This window comes from Agrobacterium tumefaciens, from assembly GCF_017726655.1.
GTDB classification, from domain to species: domain Bacteria; phylum Pseudomonadota; class Alphaproteobacteria; order Rhizobiales; family Rhizobiaceae; genus Agrobacterium; species Agrobacterium tumefaciens_B.
The window spans coordinates 691,460-709,486 of the sequence record NZ_CP072308.1 but is presented as its reverse complement, the minus strand read 5'-3'; the positions used below and the strand labels follow the sequence as shown (position 1 = coordinate 709,486).

General features: G+C 60.2%; 14 protein-coding genes and 1 pseudogene. 6 read left to right on the top strand and 9 right to left on the bottom strand.

Going from position 1 to position 18,027, the window contains the following annotated elements; genetic code table 11:
- Positions 1–81: 81 nt before the first annotated feature.
- The 6 genes and pseudogenes from AT6N2_RS03595 to AT6N2_RS03570 all read right to left on the bottom strand — a co-directional run.
- A pseudogene (locus AT6N2_RS03595) lies at positions 82–1,842 on the bottom strand (ABC transporter permease subunit); the annotation flags it as partial.
- A 1-nt stretch (position 1,843) separates the two neighbouring features.
- Positions 1,844–2,878, bottom strand: a complete 1,035-nt coding sequence (locus tag AT6N2_RS03590) for a branched-chain amino acid ABC transporter permease (protein WP_063949045.1) — start codon at positions 2,876–2,878, stop codon at positions 1,844–1,846.
- Positions 2,879–3,019: 141 nt separating this feature from the next.
- Positions 3,020–4,168 carry an ABC transporter substrate-binding protein gene (locus tag AT6N2_RS03585; protein ID WP_144574509.1) on the bottom strand — a complete coding sequence of 383 codons (1,149 nt, stop codon included), beginning with the start codon at positions 4,166–4,168 and terminating at the stop codon, positions 3,020–3,022.
- 66 nt (positions 4,169–4,234) lie between these two features.
- Complete coding sequence (locus tag AT6N2_RS03580; protein WP_144574506.1) at positions 4,235–5,827, bottom strand: acyl-CoA dehydrogenase family protein; 1,593 nt, start codon at positions 5,825–5,827, stop codon at positions 4,235–4,237.
- 4 nt (positions 5,828–5,831) lie between these two features.
- Positions 5,832–6,593 (bottom strand): SDR family NAD(P)-dependent oxidoreductase, encoded by a 762-nt coding sequence (locus AT6N2_RS03575; protein WP_209088533.1) that lies wholly within the window; start codon positions 6,591–6,593, stop codon positions 5,832–5,834.
- Complete coding sequence (locus AT6N2_RS03570; protein WP_209088530.1) at positions 6,590–8,425, bottom strand: feruloyl-CoA synthase; 1,836 nt, start codon at positions 8,423–8,425, stop codon at positions 6,590–6,592. The genes AT6N2_RS03575 and AT6N2_RS03570 overlap by 4 nt, the downstream gene beginning before the upstream one ends.
- Before the next feature lie 144 nt (positions 8,426–8,569).
- Between AT6N2_RS03570 and AT6N2_RS03565 the strand changes: the two genes are divergently transcribed.
- Positions 8,570–9,367, top strand: a complete 798-nt coding sequence (locus tag AT6N2_RS03565; RefSeq protein ID WP_063949040.1) for a crotonase/enoyl-CoA hydratase family protein — start codon at positions 8,570–8,572, stop codon at positions 9,365–9,367.
- Between the two features lie 58 nt (positions 9,368–9,425).
- On the opposite strand, the gene AT6N2_RS03560 is transcribed toward AT6N2_RS03565, so the two are convergent.
- On the bottom strand, positions 9,426–10,346 hold the full coding sequence (locus tag AT6N2_RS03560) for a hypothetical protein (protein WP_063949039.1): 921 nt from the start codon (positions 10,344–10,346) through the stop codon (positions 9,426–9,428).
- Between the two features lie 283 nt (positions 10,347–10,629).
- Between AT6N2_RS03560 and AT6N2_RS03555 the strand changes: the two genes are divergently transcribed.
- Positions 10,630–11,361, top strand: coding sequence for a GntR family transcriptional regulator (locus tag AT6N2_RS03555; RefSeq protein ID WP_063949038.1), 732 nt, complete (start codon positions 10,630–10,632; stop codon positions 11,359–11,361).
- 155 nt (positions 11,362–11,516) lie between these two features.
- Entirely contained in the window at positions 11,517–12,932 is a 1,416-nt protein-coding gene (ligM, locus tag AT6N2_RS03550; RefSeq protein ID WP_209089603.1) for a vanillate/3-O-methylgallate O-demethylase, read from the top strand.
- A 278-nt stretch (positions 12,933–13,210) separates the two neighbouring features.
- Here the strand turns inward: ligM and AT6N2_RS03545 are convergent, their stop codons facing one another.
- Positions 13,211–14,086, bottom strand: coding sequence for an amidohydrolase family protein (locus tag AT6N2_RS03545; RefSeq protein ID WP_144574489.1), 876 nt, complete (start codon positions 14,084–14,086; stop codon positions 13,211–13,213).
- The gene (locus AT6N2_RS03540; RefSeq protein ID WP_209088528.1) at positions 14,076–14,555 is read right to left on the bottom strand and encodes a MarR family winged helix-turn-helix transcriptional regulator; all 480 of its coding nucleotides are present in this window, start codon (positions 14,553–14,555) and stop codon (positions 14,076–14,078) included. The genes AT6N2_RS03545 and AT6N2_RS03540 overlap by 11 nt, the downstream gene beginning before the upstream one ends.
- 272 nt (positions 14,556–14,827) lie before the next feature.
- On the opposite strand from AT6N2_RS03540, the gene AT6N2_RS03535 reads away from it, so the two are divergent.
- The 3 genes from AT6N2_RS03535 (at position 14,828) to eno (ending at position 17,958) form a co-directional block, all read left to right on the top strand.
- Positions 14,828–15,703: a VOC family protein gene (locus AT6N2_RS03535; protein WP_209088525.1), complete on the top strand. Its 876-nt coding sequence runs from the start codon at positions 14,828–14,830 to the stop codon at positions 15,701–15,703.
- On the top strand, positions 15,703–16,548 hold the full coding sequence (kdsA, locus tag AT6N2_RS03530) for a 3-deoxy-8-phosphooctulonate synthase (protein WP_209088522.1): 846 nt from the start codon (positions 15,703–15,705) through the stop codon (positions 16,546–16,548). Before AT6N2_RS03535 ends, kdsA begins: the two co-directional genes overlap by 1 nt.
- A gap of 135 nt (positions 16,549–16,683) precedes the next feature.
- Positions 16,684–17,958 carry a phosphopyruvate hydratase gene (gene eno / locus AT6N2_RS03525; protein WP_209088519.1) on the top strand — a complete coding sequence of 425 codons (1,275 nt, stop codon included), beginning with the start codon at positions 16,684–16,686 and terminating at the stop codon, positions 17,956–17,958.
- The last annotated feature ends 69 nt before the right edge of the window (positions 17,959–18,027 follow it).

Here is an 18,027-nt window from a genome sequence, read left to right as displayed (position 1 = left end):
GAGATGCCATGCACCACTTCCGCCCGGCCATAGGCAACGTGGATGTCTTTGATGTCGAGTAGATGTCCGCTCACGCTGCCCCCCAAGATAAGCCGCGATCACGGCCGGATGTTGCCGGATTTCAGCCGGCTTGCCTTCGGCGATCAGGGTACCGAAATCGAGCACGACGATGTGGTCGACCAGCCCCATGACGAAACCCATGTCATGTTCGACAAGCAGGACGCTGACGCCCTCGGTCCGCAGTTTTTTCAGCAGCGTCGCGAGCTCCTGCTTTTCCCCGTGGCGCAGACCGGCCGCCGGTTCGTCGAGCAGCAGCAGGGTTGGGTTGAGGCAAAGCGCGCGGGCGATTTCCAGAATTCGGATCTGCCCGAGAGCGAGGTCGCCGGCGGGGCGGTCGCGATGGGCACCGAGACCGACGCGATCGAGCTGATGCGCGGCTTCCGCAAGCAGAGCTTGCTCCTGTTGTCGCTCCAATCGCAAGAAGCTTCGGAAGACGCCGGCATTGCCGCGCAGATGCGCGCCGAGAGCGACGTTTTCGAGGACCGACATGGTCGGAAGGACCTTGGCGTGCTGAAAGGTTCTGGCGATGCCGCGTTTGGCGATGAGCCGCGGATTGAGGCCCGAAAGCGTCTGTCCCTGATAGGTGACGTCACCGCCCGAAAGGTCGAGGATTCCGGTGATGAGATTGAAAGTCGTGCTCTTGCCGGCGCCGTTCGGACCGATCAGGCCGACGATCTGCCCGGCCTTGATGTCAAAGCTGACATCGTTGACCGCCGTCAGCCCGCCGAATGTCTTGCGCACCCGATCGACCCGGACCAGCGGACTGCCGGTTGCAGGCATGTCCCGCATTTCGAGACCGGGGCCTGCCCGGCGGATGGCGCGAGGCGGCCGGGCCGGCAGGTATTTTTCCAGAAGCGGCCAGAGACCGTCGCGCGAGAGCTGCAGGATCAGCACGAGCAGCACGCCAAACACGATCATTTCTACATTCACCGAGGTGCCGACAAGGCCGGGCAGGACCCGTTGCAGCACCTCTTTCAGCACCAGCACCACGGCTGCGCCGAAGATGGCGCCGACGACCCGTCCCGAACCGCCGACGACGGCCATCAGCATATAGGTGATGCCCATGTCGAGCCCGAAAGGCGTCGGGTTGATCGAGCGCTGCATATGGGCGTAAAGCCAGCCTGACAGCGCTGCTACAACGGCTGCGAAGACGAAAACGGTCAGTTTGGCCTGCTCGATATTCACGCCGAAGGCCTCCGCTGCCTGCGAGCCGCCACGCAGGGCGCGAATGCCGCGCCCGACACGGCTGTCGAGCAGGTTCTGCGCGCCGATCGCCACGGCAATGACGAATATCCAGATCACGTAATAGACCGAGCTGCTGCTCATCAGCGGTTCGTTGCCGATGGACAGCGGTGGAATGCCCGAGATTCCGTCGTACCGGCCGAGGAGCTCGACGCGACCGAAAAGGTAATAGATCGCCAGCCCCCAGGCGATGGTGCCGAGCGGCAGGTAGTGGCCGGAAAGCCTGACCGTCATCAACCCCAGCGGCAGCGCGACGATGACGCCGACGAGGAGCGCCAGTGGCAATGTGAGCCAGGGTGAAAAGCCATAGGCCGTGGTGAGGACCGCTGTCGTATAGGCACCGAAACCGCAGAAGGCCGCCTGGCCGAAAGAAGTCATGCCACCAACGCCGGTCAACAGCACGAGCCCGATGGCAACCAGAGACGCAAGCCCGATATTGTTCGCGAGCGTCACCCAGAATGGCGGGATCGGCATGAGCGGGAAGAGAGCGACGACAAGTAGCGCGGCAATGGCGGGATAAAGATGTCTGCCGAGGGTCATATCACTCTTCCTCATGATGGCTGGCACCGAAGGAAAGCCAGATCAGCACAGGCACGATCAGGCCGAACACGATGATTTCCTTGAAATCGCTGGCGAAGAAGGAGGCGAAAGCCTCGATCAGCCCGACGCCGATCGCGGCAATGGCCGTGACGGGGAAGCTTGCCATGCCGCCGAGAATGGCGGCAACGAAGCCCTTGAGGCCGATCAGGAAGCCCGTATCGTAGAAGATGGTGGTGATTGGACCAATCAGTACACCCGATACCGCCGCGATTGCAGCGGCGAGCACAAAGGCGGTGACACCGGTCAGTTCCGTTCGAACGCCGACGAGGCGTGCTCCGAGCCGGTTGATGGCCGTTGCCTTCAGGGCTTTGCCGAGCAGCGTCTTTTCGAAGAAGAAGTAAAGGCCGACCATCACCAGAATTGTCGCGAGATAGATGAAGATGCTTTGCGCGCTGACGAGCATCGGCCCGAGCGTGAAGCCGGCGTCGCTCAACGGCGCTGCACGCAGGCCCTCCGGGCCGAAAAAGGCAAGCCCGAGCCCCATCAGTGCCAGATGCACGCCAACGGAAGCAATGAGAAGCACGAGCACGGAGGCGTCGGCAAGCGGACGGTAGGCGATACGGTAAACGTAATATCCCATCGGCGCGATGATCGCGATCGTAATGAGCGCGCGCAGGAACGATGGCAGTTGCATGGGCGCCAGAATGGCGACCAGCCCGTAAATGAGGCCCGGCAGCGCAAGGTTGATGGCCATCGCGCGCAGCAGCGCCGAGAGGCGCAGGCCCCGACGCATTCCCCAGAGGTCGAGCAGGAGGGCCACGGCGCCCATGCATAACAGCAGCTTCAGCGTGCCAGGTACGCGCCCGGCATCGAGTAGCGCGAGCGTCAGCGCACCATGGGCGACAAACTCACCTTGTGGAATGAAGATCACCCGGGTGACGGCGAAGACCAGAACGAGGGCAAGCCCCAGCAGCGCGTAGATCGCACCATTGGTGACGCCGTCCTGGATCAGGAATGTGGCAATTGTCGCGTCCAAAATGCACCCTTTGGTTTGGCTCTCGGTAAGGCGTGACGGATATTTTGAATGGCAGGCGATCCGCGGCGGGTATCGCTGACGCCAAGGGCTTGCGGCAGGGCCGGGGAGGCAGGCTCCCCGGTCGATGTTAAGTGCCGGCGATTATTTATCGTCGGGCAGTAGTACGAACTTTCCGTCTTTCGCCGTCAGAAGCACGACGCCGCGCTGGTCGAGGCCATAATGATCGTCTGCCTTGAACTCATAGACACCGTGCGTGGCGTTATAGGGCCCGCTTGTCTCGATGGCATCGCGCAGTGCGACACGGAACTCGGGCGTGCCGGGCTTTGCCTTTTTGAGCGCAACCGGAACGGCTTTCTTCAGGATCACCATCACATCCCAGACATGCGAGCCGAACTGGGTTCGGGCGTTCGCGCCGAACTTGGCTTCGAGAGCCTTGAGATAGGCAAGGCCCTGTTCCTTGGTCGGAGAGCTGTCCGGTTGATCTTCCGCGACCATGACCGGGCCGGAGGAAAACACGGTGTTCTCAACAGCCTTGCCGGCAATCCGCAGGAAATCGAAGGTGACCGCACCCGAGACGACATAGATCTTGCCCTTGAAGCCACGCTCGCGCACGCCGATCTGGGGCAGGGCGGCACCCGTGCCGGATGCGCCGATGAACACGGCATCCGGACGCGCGGCAAGCGACTTCAGCACCTGGCCGGAAACAGAGGTATCGGCGCGGGCATAACGCTCCTCCGCAACCAGTTCGAGACCATAATCCTTGCCCGTGGTCTTCAGCGCATCGACCCACTGCTGGCCGTAGGAATCGGCAAAACCGATAAAGGCGACGCGTTTGATACCGTCCTTCTGCATGCGGGCGAACATGCTCTTCACCAGGACGGTGGAGAACTGCGGCATGACGAAGTTCCATTTCTTTGCGGCCGTCGGCGGAATTGGCGAGAGCGCGAAATGCGGCACTTCCGTCTCGTTCGCCACACCTGCGACAGCAATCGCAGCCGGCGTGAGGGCAGAACCGACGATCACATCCACCTTATCGTCATTGGCGAAGCGGCGCGCGTTGGTGGTGGCAACCGAGGGGTCACCGGCATCGTCAAGCAGGATGACCTTCAGCTTTTCACCGTCGATCTCGGACGGCCATAATTCGATCGATTGCTTGAGCGGTATGCCGAGTGCAGCGCCCGGGCCGGTCGTCGGAATGGTCACGCCAATGGTGATATCGGCGAAAGCCGAGCCGGCCGTCATCGTCAGGGCAACAGCCGTTGCCATCCATGTCATCATACGCTTTTTCATTGTCTCTCCTCCCAATGATCGGACGTTCACGAGCGCCCGGAAATGCATTTCAGTATCTCGTCGACATCAGGCAGCTTCCCCCGCCGTCGAATGTTGCAGTGCTGAAAGGGCTTCGACCCGAACAGCCATCCAGGCGGCGAAAGCATCCCAGGCGGCATTTAGATAGGCGTTGGCCTGCCAGAGGCCCGTCTCAGGCTGATCTACGAGTGCGGCCATGCGCCGGCTCTCGGCCTCGAAAGCTTCAAGCGTAGCCTTCGCCGCTCCTGCTTTTGCCGTCGGACAATCGGCGAGGTCCTCGCGGGCGCGTTCCAGAAAAACCTCGAGGCCCCTTCCGCCATCGCGCCAAAGCCGGCGGGTCAGAAGGTCGATTGCCTGCATGCCAGTGGTGCCTTCGTAAATGGTCATCACGCGCGCATCGCGCAGATATTGCTCCAGCGGCCATTCCCGCGTGTAACCCGCCCCGCCCAAGATCTGTATGGCCTGATTGGCGACGGTAAATCCGGCATCCGCACCAAAATTCTTGACGAGCGGCAACAGCCAGCCCGACAGCGCCCGCAAATCGGCCCGCAAATTCTCATTCTGCTCGAGCCGGGCAAGGTCCATGACGGTGGCAAGTTCGAGTGTTGCGGCCCGCAGCGTTTCCGTGCGCAGCCGCGCCTCTTCGAGCTGGCGGCGTATATCAGGGTGGCGCGCGATCGGGATGGCGGGTTTTGCCGGATCGCCACCCTGGAGACGCTCCTGCGCATAGCTCTCCGCAATGTCGATGGCGGCCGAGGCGAGCCCCAGTCCCTGACAGCCGGTTTGCAGGCGCATCAACTCGATCATGGCAAATAGCTGGGCAAGACCGCGTCCTTCTTCGCCGAGCAAGATGCCGCGTGCAGCTTCAAAACGCAGGGCGCAGGTGGGCGAGCCGTGCAGGCCCATCTTTTCCTCGATGCGGTCCAAGCTGACGCCATTGCGGTGGCCGTCGATTTCATCCGGCACAAGAAACAGGCTGAGGCCGCGTGTCCCGATCTCCTCACCGGTACGGGCAAGCAGACAGTGGCCGATGCGGCCCGCCATGTCGTGATCGCCGAAAGATATCCAGAATTTCGAGCCGGTGATGCGCCACGCACCGTCTCTCAAGACAGCGCGGCTGCGCAGCCGCGCAAGATCAGAACCGGCATCCGGCTCCGAGATGCAGATGGTCGCCGCCCATTCTCCGCGCGCAAGACGCGGAACCCATTCCTTCGCAACGGCATCGTCCGCCACCTCGGCGATCAGATGGCAGGCCGCTCGGGTAGACCCGGAGGCCATCATCAACGCGACACAGGCGCGTTCGAAAAGCGGTGCGCAAGCGGTCTGGATCGATAGCGGCAGGCCTTGGCCACCGAAGCGTTCCGGCACGTCCATGGCGAGCCAGCCATCGGCCCCATGCTGGCTGAAAGCATCACCGAAACCGTCGGGAACAAGAACGCGGCCATCGACGACAGTGCAGCCCTGACGATCGGCCGCTGTGTTCAGCGGCGCAAGAACGGTTTCGGCAAAACGTGCCGCTTCGTGGAGAACGGCCTCGGCGAGAGCATCGTCACAATCGCCGCGAACCGACTGGATACGACGCCAGCCCGGCGTTGCTTTCAGAAGCTCTAATGTGCTTGTGGCCTGCCTTGAAAAACTCATCGTATCACCGCGGCTGCATGCGGATCGCGCCATCCAGCCGGATGACGTCGCCGTTCATGTAATCGTTCTCGATGAGGAACCGGACCGCATCGGCGAATTCGGCGGGATCGCCGAGCCGGGACGGATGGGGTATCTGGCTCGCAAGGCTTTCCTGAACCTCCTGTGGCAAACCCTGGAGCAAGGGCGTCATAAAGATGCCCGGCGCGACGGTGTTGACCCGAATGCGGAAGCGGGCAAGCTCACGCGCCGCGGGCAGGGCCAGCGAAACGATACCGCCTTTTGACGCGGCATAGGCTGCCTGTCCCACCTGACCTTCAAAGGCGGCAACCGAGGCCGTATTGACGATCACGCCGTTGTCTGCGCCGTCGATCGGCTCCACCTCAGCCATACGGGCGGCTGCAAGGCGCATCATGTTGAAGGTACCGAGCAAGTTGACGCGGATAACCTTTTCGAAATCACCAAGCGGCTGAGGGCCTTCGCGCCCGAGAATGCGGCCAGCCGTGCCGACCCCGGCGCAATTGACGAGAATGCGAAGCCCGCCCCTGGCGGAGGCTGCCGCGTTGACTGCGAGTTGCGCATCGGCATCGCTTGCCACGTCACCCTCGATGGCTGTAGCGCCGATTTCCGTCGCCAGTTTCTGGCCGGCTTCACCATTCCGGTCAAAAATCGTGACCGCAGCCCCGCGGGCCGCGAGCATGCGGGCCACTGCCGCGCCGAGGCCGGATGCCGCACCTGTTACAAGAGCGCCTGCGCCTTCGATTTTCATGCTGCCACCTCCTTGTTGACCGTGATGACCTGGGGCGCATCGCCGTAGAGTGTGTCGACCAGTTCCTTGCGATGCAGAAGGACTGCACGCTGATTGATCGATCCCTTGTCCGTGACCTCACCCTTTTCGAAGCGAAGGGGCTCTTCGATGACCATAAGGCGCATGACGCGGCTTGCAGAACCGCTTGCCTGTTTCTGATGCGCGGAAAGCTTTGCAGCAATTTGCGCCCTCACAATGGGATGCCGGATGATCTCTGCATCGGACAACTGGTGTGAGCCCGGAACAAGCTCGCGCAGGGCGGGCATGAAGGGAACCACTAGCGCTCCGAGTTCGGCGCGGTTCTCGCCGGTGATGACAGCATCGCGGATGAGGCCCGAGAACATGTTGACGAATTGAGCGCGCAGCGGCCCGACAGCAACCCAGGTGCCTGTCTGTAGCTTGAAATTCTCGGCAATGCGGCCATCGAAATAAAAGCCCTGGCGAGGATCCTCAGGAACTGCGAACTTCACCGTATCGCCGATGCGATAGAAGCCTTCCTCATCAAAAGCGGCCGCGGTCAGCTCTGCGTTACGCCAGTAACCCGGCGTGATGTTCGGGCCTTTCAGCCTCAGCTCAAATCGATCATCGACCGGCACGAGCTTCATCGTTACGCCCTGCGCGGGGATGCCGATATTGCCTGGCTTCTCCTGCGGTTCGGTGCAGAACAGCGAGAAGGGGGCAGTCTCCGTCGAGCCGAGGCCGGCACCCATCGGGACCGCATGGCCAACCGTCGCAACCGAAAGCTCGATCAGCGCATCCCAGGTGTGCTGGGCCATGCCCGCGCCGGCATACATCAGCAATTTCAGGTCACGAAAGAAGGTGCGGCACAGCGCCTCGTCCTTGCGCATCGCCTGAACCAGCATCTCGTGGCCAGCGGGAACGTTAAAATACCAGGTAGGAGAAACGTCACGCAGATTATCGATGGTCTGGCCGATCAGCGCCGGGCTCGGCTTGCCCCGATCAATATAATAGGTGCCGCCATTATAGATGACGAGGTTGAAAACCTTGTTGCCGGCTGCCGTATGGTTCCACGGCGCCCAGTCAACGACCACGGGCGGTTCATCGCGAAAATAGGCATAACAGTCGGCAATCATCTCCTGATTGGAGCACAGCATCCGCTGTGTCTGAATGACGGCCTTGGGCGAGCCGGTCGTGCCTGACGTGAAAAGGAATTTGGCAACGGTATCAGCGCCAACCGAATCGAAGGCGCGATCCACCGCTTGCGTAGGCACGGTCTCGAGCAACGTGTCGAACCGGAATGTGTTGGGACGATCCTGCGGCAGATTGCTGAGGCCGACGAGCGGCGTGCCGTCACCAAACACCTCTTCCAGGGCGCGCCGGAACGGTGCCGCGTCCTCGGCAAATACCATGCCGGGTGTGATCTGCCTGCGGATATCGTGAAGCTTGCCGAGATCGGACGCGGTTGCATAGGCCGGGGTGATCGCTGCCGAGGCAATACCGACATGCTGGGCCGCAAGCACCATCAGCGCATGTTCGATGGAGTTTTCCGAAAGGACCAGAAGCGGCGTTTCGACCGAGAGATCCTTGTCAAGCAGGAACTGGGCGATACGGCGGACCTTATCGAGGGCCTGCCCATAGCTGACTTCACGCCACGGTTCACGCCCCTGTCGATCCGCCATCCAGGTGCGATCGGGCGTTGTCACCGCCCAGTGAACGAGGCGTTCATTGAGTTTGTGCGGGTAGGGGCCAAGCGGATCGTTCCGCCAGACCATGATCTCGCCGTTCGGCCGCTTCTCCCATGCGACATCGGGCGACCAAAGCTTCACCTTCATCGTCACGACCTCCTCCCAGACGTCATTCACGTGACCGTGCAAATAATCTTTTGTCAAAAAAATGATTACAAGAAAATAATATCCTTGTAAACAAAATGCGGAAAGCTAATTGTGTATTTGCCTTGGACTATTGGAGACGTCGGCATGAACGAAAAAACGACAGACGAATTCGTCACCTATGAACTGCGCGGCGACGTCGCCCTTGTGGGGCTGAACCGGCCGCAAAAACGCAACGCCATTAGCGACCGTTTCGTGGAAGCCATTGCCGGTGCCGCGGCGAGGGCGGAAAGTGAAGCGCGCGCCGCCGTCATCTTCGGGCACGGCGACCATTTCTGCGCCGGTCTCGATCTCGGCGAGCATATTTCCAAGACCCCGATCGAAGGCGTGCGTGGCTCCCGCCGCTGGCATGCCGTCTTCTCGCAGATCGAACACGGCACCATTCCCTGGGTGTCGGCGCTGCACGGCGCCGTGGTCGGCGGCGGACTGGAGCTTGCCGCCTCCACCCATCTGCGCGTTGCCGATGAGAGCGCCTTTTTTGCGCTCCCAGAGGGCCAGCGCGGCATCTTCGTCGGAGGCGGCGGGTCTGTACGCATCGCCCGGCTGATGGGCGTTGCCCGCATGAGCGACATGATGCTGACCGGCCGTGTTGCCTCGCCGGACGAAGCCGAGCGATGGAACCTCGTACAATATGTGGTGCCGCGCGGTGAGGCGCTCGCCAAGGCGCATCAGCTCGCCACCGCGGCCGCGTCCAATGCGCCGCTGTCGAACTACGCGGTCATCAATGCGCTTCCCCGCATTCAGGACATGGCCAAGGACGACGGCTTGTTCGTCGAATCCTTCATTTCCTCTTTCACTGCAGCCAGCCCCGAAGCCGAGGAGCGTCTGCGAGCCTTCCTTGAAAAGCGTGCCGCGAGGCTGAAAGCGCCGGATGCGACGGCCTGATCCGTCGATAAATGCGGTCACCTCGCAATAGGGCGATGCCGCCTGGGAAAAGGTTTTCTCAGGCGACATTGGCGAAAGCCGCTGATGATGCATGTTTTTTCATCCATTCAGCGGCTGGCGTAATGCCGCCCAGCGGAAAGATATGAACCTGCTCGATCAGGCTATCGGGATGAGCCGCCTTATGGGCAACGAGCCCCGCGATGACATCGGTCGGCTCATAGGGAACGAAAAGCCTCGAAAGATCGAGCGCGCGCTTCTGCAGCACCTTCAGGGACGGCCCGACACCGCAGGCAATGGCAAATTTTATCAGCGTCTGCAGCTTTGTCGGTCCGGCAACGCCGACGTGGATCGGGATCGTGACGCCCATCGCGCGGATCCGCGTCGCCCATTCCGTGACGACATCAGCATCGAAGGCGAACTGCGTGGTCAAAGCGAGCCGGGCGTCTGTCCGGTCAGCAAAATTCTGCTTCCACAACAGGGCTTGATCGACCCCGCGCGATGAGCCGTCGCGATCAATGTCGCGATTGCCCTCGGGATGACCGGCCAGATGAAGATGCGTGAAGCCCATCTGGTCAAAAAGACCCGTCTCGATCATGTCGATCGAGCTCGAGAAGGCACCGACCGCTTCTTTCTGGCCGCCGCCGAGCAAGAGCGCCTGCGTCACGCCAGCCTCTCCCCTATAGCGCTTCAGCCAGTCCTCAAGCTCGCTTTTACCTCCGATGCCCCGGGCCGGAATGTGTGGCATCACTGGAAAGCCTTCATCGTTCAGGCGTTTCGCGGTCGATACCATGTCGGCAATCGGCGTGCCCTCTATGTGGGCGATATAGACCCGCGTGCCCTCAGGCAGGATATCCTTGAATTTGGTTATCTTCGCCGCCGTGCGCGGCATGACCTCGATTGACCATCCACGAACGATGTCGCCGGCCGCAACCGCGGGTTCCACCGGAGCCGAATTCTCCCAGAAACTTGACCATCCCATCGCTTTCTCCCTTAGCGAGGCTCGATTATGTATACATAATGCTCGGCGTTTCAATCGAAAAGTCGCAAAAAATCTGAAATATTGACATTTTTGCTTGGCTTATTTAGTTTCGGTGAATACATCGTTCGAATTTTTCGGGGTATTCCAATCTCTTACGTCGAGCTCACGCTATCCTTGACTGGTCACAAACCACGGGGAGGATTATATCTCGTAACGGGCGAGTGGCGGTGTATACACTGTGGAACATGTGCCGCGACGTAATGGCGGTAGGTCGGAGGGTGGTATGAAGGGCGATGCGGCAACACATGGCGGCCGGGCGGTGATCGAACTCAGGGAAAAAATCCTGAGTGGCGAGCTCCCCGGCGGTATGCGGCTCTTTGAGGTGCCGACAGCCGAACTTCTGGATATCTCCCGAACCCCCGTGCGCGAGGCGCTTTCCCGCCTGACGGAGGAGGGGTTGCTCAACCGCCTGCCTGGCGGCGGGTTTGTCGTGCGTCGGTTCGGTTACGCCGATGTCGTGGATGCCATTGAAATTCGCGGCGTCATGGAGGGAACGGCAGCCAGGCTAGCGGCGGAACGCGGCGCTTCAAGGGGTGCGCTCGAGGAGATTGGGCGCACGATACACGAGCTGGATCTGTGCTTTGGCGACCGTGTCGATGACGTCGATTTTGATCGTTACTCCGCGCTCAATCAGGTGTTTCACCATCAGCTTGCGGCGCTCTGCGGCAGCGAGATGATCCGCCGTGAGGTGGAGCGCGCAAGTTCACTGCCGTTCGCGTCACCTTCCGCTTTCCTTCCCGACAAGGCAAATATCGGCGCGTTTCGCCGGTCGCTAAGGGGTGCGCAGGAGCAGCACAAGGCAATCGTGGCGGCCATTGCTGCGCGGGAGGGCGCACGTGCGGAGGCAATCGCGCGGGAGCATTCGCGCACGGCGCGCACCAATCTTGAATACATGATCCGCGAAGCGCCGGAATTGATCGCGCAGATGCCGGGTCTGGCGCTGATCAGCGACTAAGCCCCGGAAACCTCAGGAAATATACTGGCGGCCCCTTTGGGAGCCGCCTTTGTTTTTGCCGATGCGCTCTTGAAAGGCGAAATTTTCCGCTTGCAATTTATCGTTGCCCGGCGTTTCATGTATACATAGACGCGATTGCCAGGGAGGAGATAATGATGGCGAATTCCAGTCTGACCGAGGTTTTGAAGCAATATCCGAACCCGGTTGAAATGCTTCGCAACTCGAAAATCGGTATGTATGTATACCCGGTTGTCGCCGGGGAGTTTAGCAATTGGCGCTCCGAGCAGGCTGCCTGGCGCGATGGCGCGGTCCTGTTTGACCAGTCCCATCATATGGATGAGCTGATCGTCGAAGGCCCCGACGCCGAAAAATTTCTTGCCCATCACGGCATCAACTCTTTCTCGAATTTCGACCTCAATCGCGCGAAGCACTTTGTGCCGGTCACGCCGAACGGGCACGTCATCGGGGACCACATCATTTTCCGTGAACGGCAGGACAAGTTCATCCTCGTCGGCCGTGCACCGACCTCCAGCTGGCTGATGTTCTGCGCGGCCTATGGGAAGTGGAACGTCCGCATCAAGCACGATCCGCGGTCCCCGTCGCGGCCGGAAGGCGAGCGCGTGCTGCGCACCCATTACCGCTATCAAATCCAAGGCCCCGATGCGCCGAAGATCTTCGAGAAATTGAACCGCGGCCCAATACCTGACATCAAGTTCTTCCATGTCGACTGGATCAATATCGGCTCGAAGAAGGTCCAGGCGCTCCGCCACGGCATGTCTGGCGCGCCGGGCCTCGAGGTCTGGGGGCCCTATGAAGACAAGAGCTACATCCTCTCCTGCATTCTGGAAGCAGCCAAGGAGGCCGGCGTCAATCTCGTGCGTTGCGGCAGCCGCGCCTATTCCACCAACACGCTTGAATCGGGCTGGATCCCGTCGCCACTGCCGGGCATCTACACCGGCGACGGCATGTTGAAGGACTATCGCGACTGGCTGGGCGCCGACAGCTATGAGGCGACGGGTGCGATCGGCGGCAGCTTCGTTTCCGATAATATCGAGGACTATTACGTCAACCCGTTCGAGCTGGGCTACGACTTCTATATCGGCTGGAAAAAGGATGACTTCATCGGCAAGTCGGCTCTGGAGGCCATGAAAGGCAAGACGCAGCGCAAGAAGGTCACCTTCGAGTGGAATGCCGATGATGTGGTGGATGTCATCGCATCCGCGTTCCGTCCGGGCGAAGACCATTACAAATGGATCGACTTCCCGCAGGCCAACTACGCTTCCACCGGCGCGGATCTGATCTTGAAGGGTGGCAAGCAGGTCGGCATGTCAATGTTCACCGGCTATTCCTACAATGAACGCTGCATGCTTTCGCTTGGCATCGTTGAACACGATATCAACGTCGGCGACGTTCTCACCCTCGTCTGGGGAGAGCCGAATGGCGGGTCTGGCAAGACCTCGACGGAGCGCCACAAGCAGAAAGAAATCCGTGTCCGCGTCTCGCCGACGCCCTATGCAGCCGAAGCCCGTGACAATTACGCAGACAGCTGGCGCACCAAAAAAGCCTTCTGACAGGGTTGAGGTTGCGCCGTGCAGATGACACGGCGCGACCCCGCGCAGGCCCGGCAAAGGCGCGTCAGTGAGTTTTGCGGCCCTGAAGACCTGAACAATGCAATGAACTGAGTGGCGTCCAGATTTCACTGGAACCGCGTGAACGAATAAAGAGGCCTGCCGTCAACGGTGGGCCTTTGCCTTTTTGCGACGATTGCCGACCCTTCAGGCGCTCATTCGTACAAACAAAAGGCCCCGGTTCCACACCGGGGCCCATGGAATGACAGGTGCCTCTGTTCTCAGAGCTTCAGCAGCCTTTTTGCGTTTTCCTTGAGGATCAGCGGACGAACCTCGTCCTTGATCGGAATATTGGCGAAATCGTTGAGCCAGCGCTCCGGTGTCATCGCCGGCCAGTCCGATCCGAACAGCATCTTATGTTTCAGCAGCGAATTGGCATATTGCACGAGGATCGGCGGAAAATACTTTGGCGACCACCCCGACATGTCGATGTACACATTCGGCTTGTGGGTGGCGACGGAGAGCGCCTCTTCCTGCCACGGGAAGGAGGGGTGCGCGAGAATGATCGGCATGTCGGGGAAATCGACCGCGACGTCATCGAGGTGGATGGGATTTGAGAACTTCAGCCGCATTGCCATGCCGCCGCGCAGGCCAGCGCCAACCCCGGTCTGACCAGTGTGGAAAAGTGTGATTGCACCTTCCTCGGCGATTGCTTCGTAAAGCGGGTACGCCATGCGGTCATTGGGGTAAAAGCCTTGCATCGTCGGGTGAAACTTGAAACCTTTCACCCCGAACTCACGCACCAGACGCCTCGCTTCGCGAGCGCCGGCCTTGCCCTTGGCGGGGTCGATCGACGCAAAAGGGATCATGATGTCGCTGTTCTCGGCAGCGATCTTCGCCACCTCTTCATTTTCATAGCGGCGAAAACCGGTTTCCCGTTCCGCATCGACCGGAAAAATCACGCAGCCGATTTTGCGCTCGCGATAATAGGCGGCGGTTTCCTGCACCGTGGGCAACATGCCCTTGTGACCGGCGGGGTTCTTGAAATATTTCGCCATGCCGGCCTGAAATTCATCATAACCATCATCGCGCGGGCCGCAGCACGGCTCCTCGGCATGGGTATGCACATCTATGGCGACGAGTTCATCAATATTCACGGCCTGTTTCTCCCAAATTCATGCCTAGAAATTTATGTAGCAGGGCGATGAACTGATCGCGCTCGACCGTGGTCAGGCCCGCGCCGAGCGTTGCCTCGTGCGAAAAGAACCACTCGCTTTCCTTGCGCACATGCGCGACGCCTTCCGCGGAAAGCGTCAGTTCGATGGCGCGGCGATCGTCATCGGGAACACGGCGGGTCACCAGGCCCCTGTCTTCGAAAGCACGGATCAGTTTCGTCATATGCGCGCGCTTGATCATCAGCCGCTGGCCGAGCGCTGTCTGACGAATGCCGGGATTGTGCATGATGACGAAAAGCACGGAGAACTCCCCCGGCCGCATGCCCGAATCCCCGAGTGCCGTGAAAAAATCGTCATAGGTCTTGAGCTGGGCGAGGCGGATGAGGAAACCGAGCGCTGTCTCCAGCCGGTCGAGATTGACGTCGGTCATCCTGCGAGGGAGTTGGTCCATGCTATTTCCGTTTCATGCTTTGCGAGGCGCGAACCGCGTCTCTCGAACGGAGCGCGGCCAGCATCATCATACCCTTCACAGGAAGCCACATCAAACCCGGCCAATCCTCTATAACTCTACGAATGGATTGTTTACAAGTCAACAATTATGGGCGTTTCAGAATTGAAACACCGCGGACACGAGCCTGCGTTTCCAAACTCTGACCGTTTGCCTCTTGATCATCGGCGTGCTTTTGTGGCCGGACCGATTTTGTGTCCGCGGAGGCCGTTCAGTTGAAACCTTATCCTGTCGATCATCTCGTCCTGCCCGTTGCGCATGTCGATGTCGCCACGGCGCGATTGTCCAACCTGGGTTTCACGGTGGCGCCTGAGGCGATCCATCCCTTCGGCACGATGAACGCTTGTGTCTTCATCGCAGACGGCACCTATCTGGAGCCACTTGCAGTTCATGATCCGGCTAAATACCGTCAATCTGTTGCGAAGTCCGATGTATTCACCGGCAGGGATTGCGACTTCCGGGCGCGGCACGGAGAAGGTTTCTCCGCCCTTGTCGCAGCAACAAAAGACGCCCTTGCCGATCATCAGCGGTTTATCTCATCGGAGTTAACCGCCGGCGATATTTTCGAATTTTCGCGACCGGTGCAGATGCCAGATGGATCGAGAAGCGAAGCGTCATTTCGATTGGCGTTTGCCGCAAGCGGATCGGCTGCAGATTTTTTCCTGTTCAGCTGCCAGCGTGTCAAAGCCTTGCCGGGTGACCGGTCCGCGCTGGAGCGCCATGCGAACGGCGTCACCGGGCTCGCTGAAATCGTCCTGAGCCCGGGCGCGGATCAGAGGGCGGGGGAGTTGGTCGAGGCGGTGTTCGGCGTTTCCTCCACTCTGTCTCCCGATGGTGACACCATATTTGCGACGGCAAATGCGGCGATCAGAGTGACGGAAAAGCCTGCCTTCGGCGACGCGGCGATAGATGCATCCAGCGAAACCGCAGGCGGTCTGCGCGGAACGGGTATCGTCTTTTTCGTTCGCGATCTTGCCGTGACAGCGGCGGTGCTTGCTGCTAATGGCGTGTCCTCAGCAGAAGTGGGTGGCCGTCTGGTGGTCCCCGCCGCACCCGGTCAAGGTGTTGCCTTCGCCTTCGAGGAAAAATGATGAGCGTTACGAACAATCTCAAAGTCACCGCCGGCGATGGCGCCAGCAAGGTTTCCTTTTCCAATAGCGAGCGCATCTCGCTGATCGCCGGCCCATGCCAGATGGAGAGCCGCGAGCATGCCTTCATGATCGCCGGGGTTTTGAAAGAACTCTGCGACAAGCTCGGCATCGGTCTTGTTTACAAGTCGTCCTTCGATAAGGCCAACCGCACCTCGCTCTCCGGCAAGCGCGGCATCGGTCTTGATAGCGCTATGGAGATTTTCGCCGATCTCAAGAAGGAATTCGGCTTTCCGGTTTTGACCGACATTCACACCGAAGAACAATGCGCCATCGTTTCCGAGGTGGTGGATGTCTTGCAAATTCCAGCCTTCCTCAGCCGTCAGACCGATCTTCTCGTCGCGGCTGCAAAAACCGGTCGCGTCATCAATGTCAAAAAGGGTCAGTTCCTGGCGCCCTGGGACATGAAGAACGTTCTGGCCAAGCTGAATGAAAGCGGCAATCCGAACGTGCTTCTATGCGAGCGTGGCGCATCCTTCGGCTACAACACGCTGGTGTCCGATATGCGCTCGCTGCCGATCATGGCGTCGCTTGGCGCGCCGGTCGTGTTTGACGCCACCCATTCCGTGCAGCAGCCTGGCGGGCAGGGCGGTTCCACCGGCGGTCAGCGCGAATTTGTCGAGACTCTGTCTCGCGCAGCAGTTGCCGTTGGCGTTGCAGGTCTCTTCATCGAGACCCACGAGGACCCGGACAATGCGCCTTCCGATGGCCCGAACATGGTGCATCTGAAGGACATGCCGAAACTGCTTGAAAAGCTGCTTGCCTTTGACGCGGTGGCTAAAGGCTGATTGTACGACGCGGCTCGTGCCAATCGATTTTAATTGCGGGCGCCCCGTTTCTGCCGCCCGCCGTCATTGTAATTTCTTCGCCATCGTCTAAGACAGGCGACGGAAAATATCTGTTCCATTCCCAAGGGAGAGACCATGACTGCCATTACCGATATCATCGCGCGCGAAATCCTCGACAGCCGCGGCAACCCGACCGTTGAAGTCGATGTGTACCTCGAAGACGGCTCCATGGGCCGTGCCGCCGTTCCGTCGGGCGCTTCCACCGGCGCGCATGAAGCGGTTGAGCTGCGCGATGGCGGCAAGCGTTATCTCGGCAAGGGCGTGGAAAAGGCTGTTGAAGCCGTCAACATGGAAATCTTCGACGCCATCGGCGGCTTCGATGCTGAAAACCAGATCCAGATCGACCAGATGATGATCGCGCTGGACGGTACGCCGAACAAGTCGCGCATTGGCGCCAACGCCATCCTCGGCGTTTCGCTCGCCATCGCCAAGGCTGCAGCCGAAGCCTCGGGTCTGCCGCTCTACCGTTATGTCGGTGGCCCGAACGCGCATCTGCTGCCGGTTCCGATGATGAACATCATCAACGGCGGCGCGCATGCCGACAACCCGATCGACTTCCAGGAATTCATGATCCTGCCGGTTGGCGCGGAAAACATTCGCGAAGCCGTTCGCATGGGTTCGGAAGTGTTCCACACGCTGAAGAAAGAACTGTCTGCGCAGGGCCACAACACCAATGTCGGTGATGAAGGCGGTTTCGCCCCCGGCCTCGAAAGCGCGCCCGCAGCGCTCGATTTCATCATGAAGTCGATCGAAAAGGCCGGTTACCGTCCGGGCGAAGACATGTATGTCGGCCTCGACTGTGCATCGACCGAGTTCTTCAAGAACGGTAAATACGTTCTCGAGGGCGAAGGCCGCACGCTGGAATCGGGCGCGATGGCTGAATATCTCGCAGACCTGGTTGCCAAGTACCCGATCATCTCCATCGAAGACGGCATGGCTGAAGACGATTGGGATGGCTGGAAGGCGCTGACCGATCTCATCGGTAACAAGTGCCAGCTGGTCGGCGACGATCTCTTCGTCACCAACTCCGCACGTCTGCGCGACGGCATCAAGATGGGTGTCGCCAACTCCATCCTCGTCAAGGTCAACCAGATCGGCTCGCTTTCCGAGACGCTGGACGCGGTCGAAACCGCCCACAAGGCCGGCTACACCGCCGTCATGTCGCATCGCTCGGGCGAAACGGAAGATTCCACCATTGCCGATCTCGCAGTCGCCACGAACTGCGGTCAGATCAAGACCGGCTCGCTCGCCCGTTCCGACCGGCTCGCAAAGTACAACCAGCTGATCCGCATTGAAGAAATGCTCGGTCCCCAGGCTGCTTACGCCGGCCGTTCGATCCTTCGCGGTTAATTCGCGTTCGGAGTTCATGATATGGCCCGCTGCCTGGCGGGCTCGTTTCAGGGGCGAGCGGTATAGTCC

What these genes read in the sequence shown, in the direction of transcription:
- AT6N2_RS03585 (WP_144574509.1), bottom strand. Translation starts at nt 4,168, where the DNA reads ATGAAAAAGCGTATGATGACATGGATGGCAACGGCTGTTGCCCTGACG.
- AT6N2_RS03580 (WP_144574506.1), bottom strand. Translation starts at nt 5,827, where the DNA reads ATGAGTTTTTCAAGGCAGGCCACAAGCACATTAGAGCTTCTGAAAGCA.
- AT6N2_RS03575 (WP_209088533.1), bottom strand. Translation starts at nt 6,593, where the DNA reads ATGAAAATCGAAGGCGCAGGCGCTCTTGTAACAGGTGCGGCATCCGGC.
- AT6N2_RS03570 (WP_209088530.1), bottom strand. Translation starts at nt 8,425, where the DNA reads ATGAAGGTGAAGCTTTGGTCGCCCGATGTCGCATGGGAGAAGCGGCCG.
- AT6N2_RS03565 (WP_063949040.1), top strand. Translation starts at nt 8,570, where the DNA reads ATGAACGAAAAAACGACAGACGAATTCGTCACCTATGAACTGCGCGGC.
- AT6N2_RS03560 (WP_063949039.1), bottom strand. Translation starts at nt 10,346, where the DNA reads ATGGGATGGTCAAGTTTCTGGGAGAATTCGGCTCCGGTGGAACCCGCG.
- AT6N2_RS03555 (WP_063949038.1), top strand. Translation starts at nt 10,630, where the DNA reads ATGAAGGGCGATGCGGCAACACATGGCGGCCGGGCGGTGATCGAACTC.
- ligM (WP_209089603.1), top strand. Translation starts at nt 11,517, where the DNA reads ATGGCGAATTCCAGTCTGACCGAGGTTTTGAAGCAATATCCGAACCCG.
- AT6N2_RS03540 (WP_209088528.1), bottom strand. Translation starts at nt 14,555, where the DNA reads ATGGACCAACTCCCTCGCAGGATGACCGACGTCAATCTCGACCGGCTG.
- kdsA (WP_209088522.1), top strand. Translation starts at nt 15,703, where the DNA reads ATGAGCGTTACGAACAATCTCAAAGTCACCGCCGGCGATGGCGCCAGC.
- eno (WP_209088519.1), top strand. Translation starts at nt 16,684, where the DNA reads ATGACTGCCATTACCGATATCATCGCGCGCGAAATCCTCGACAGCCGC.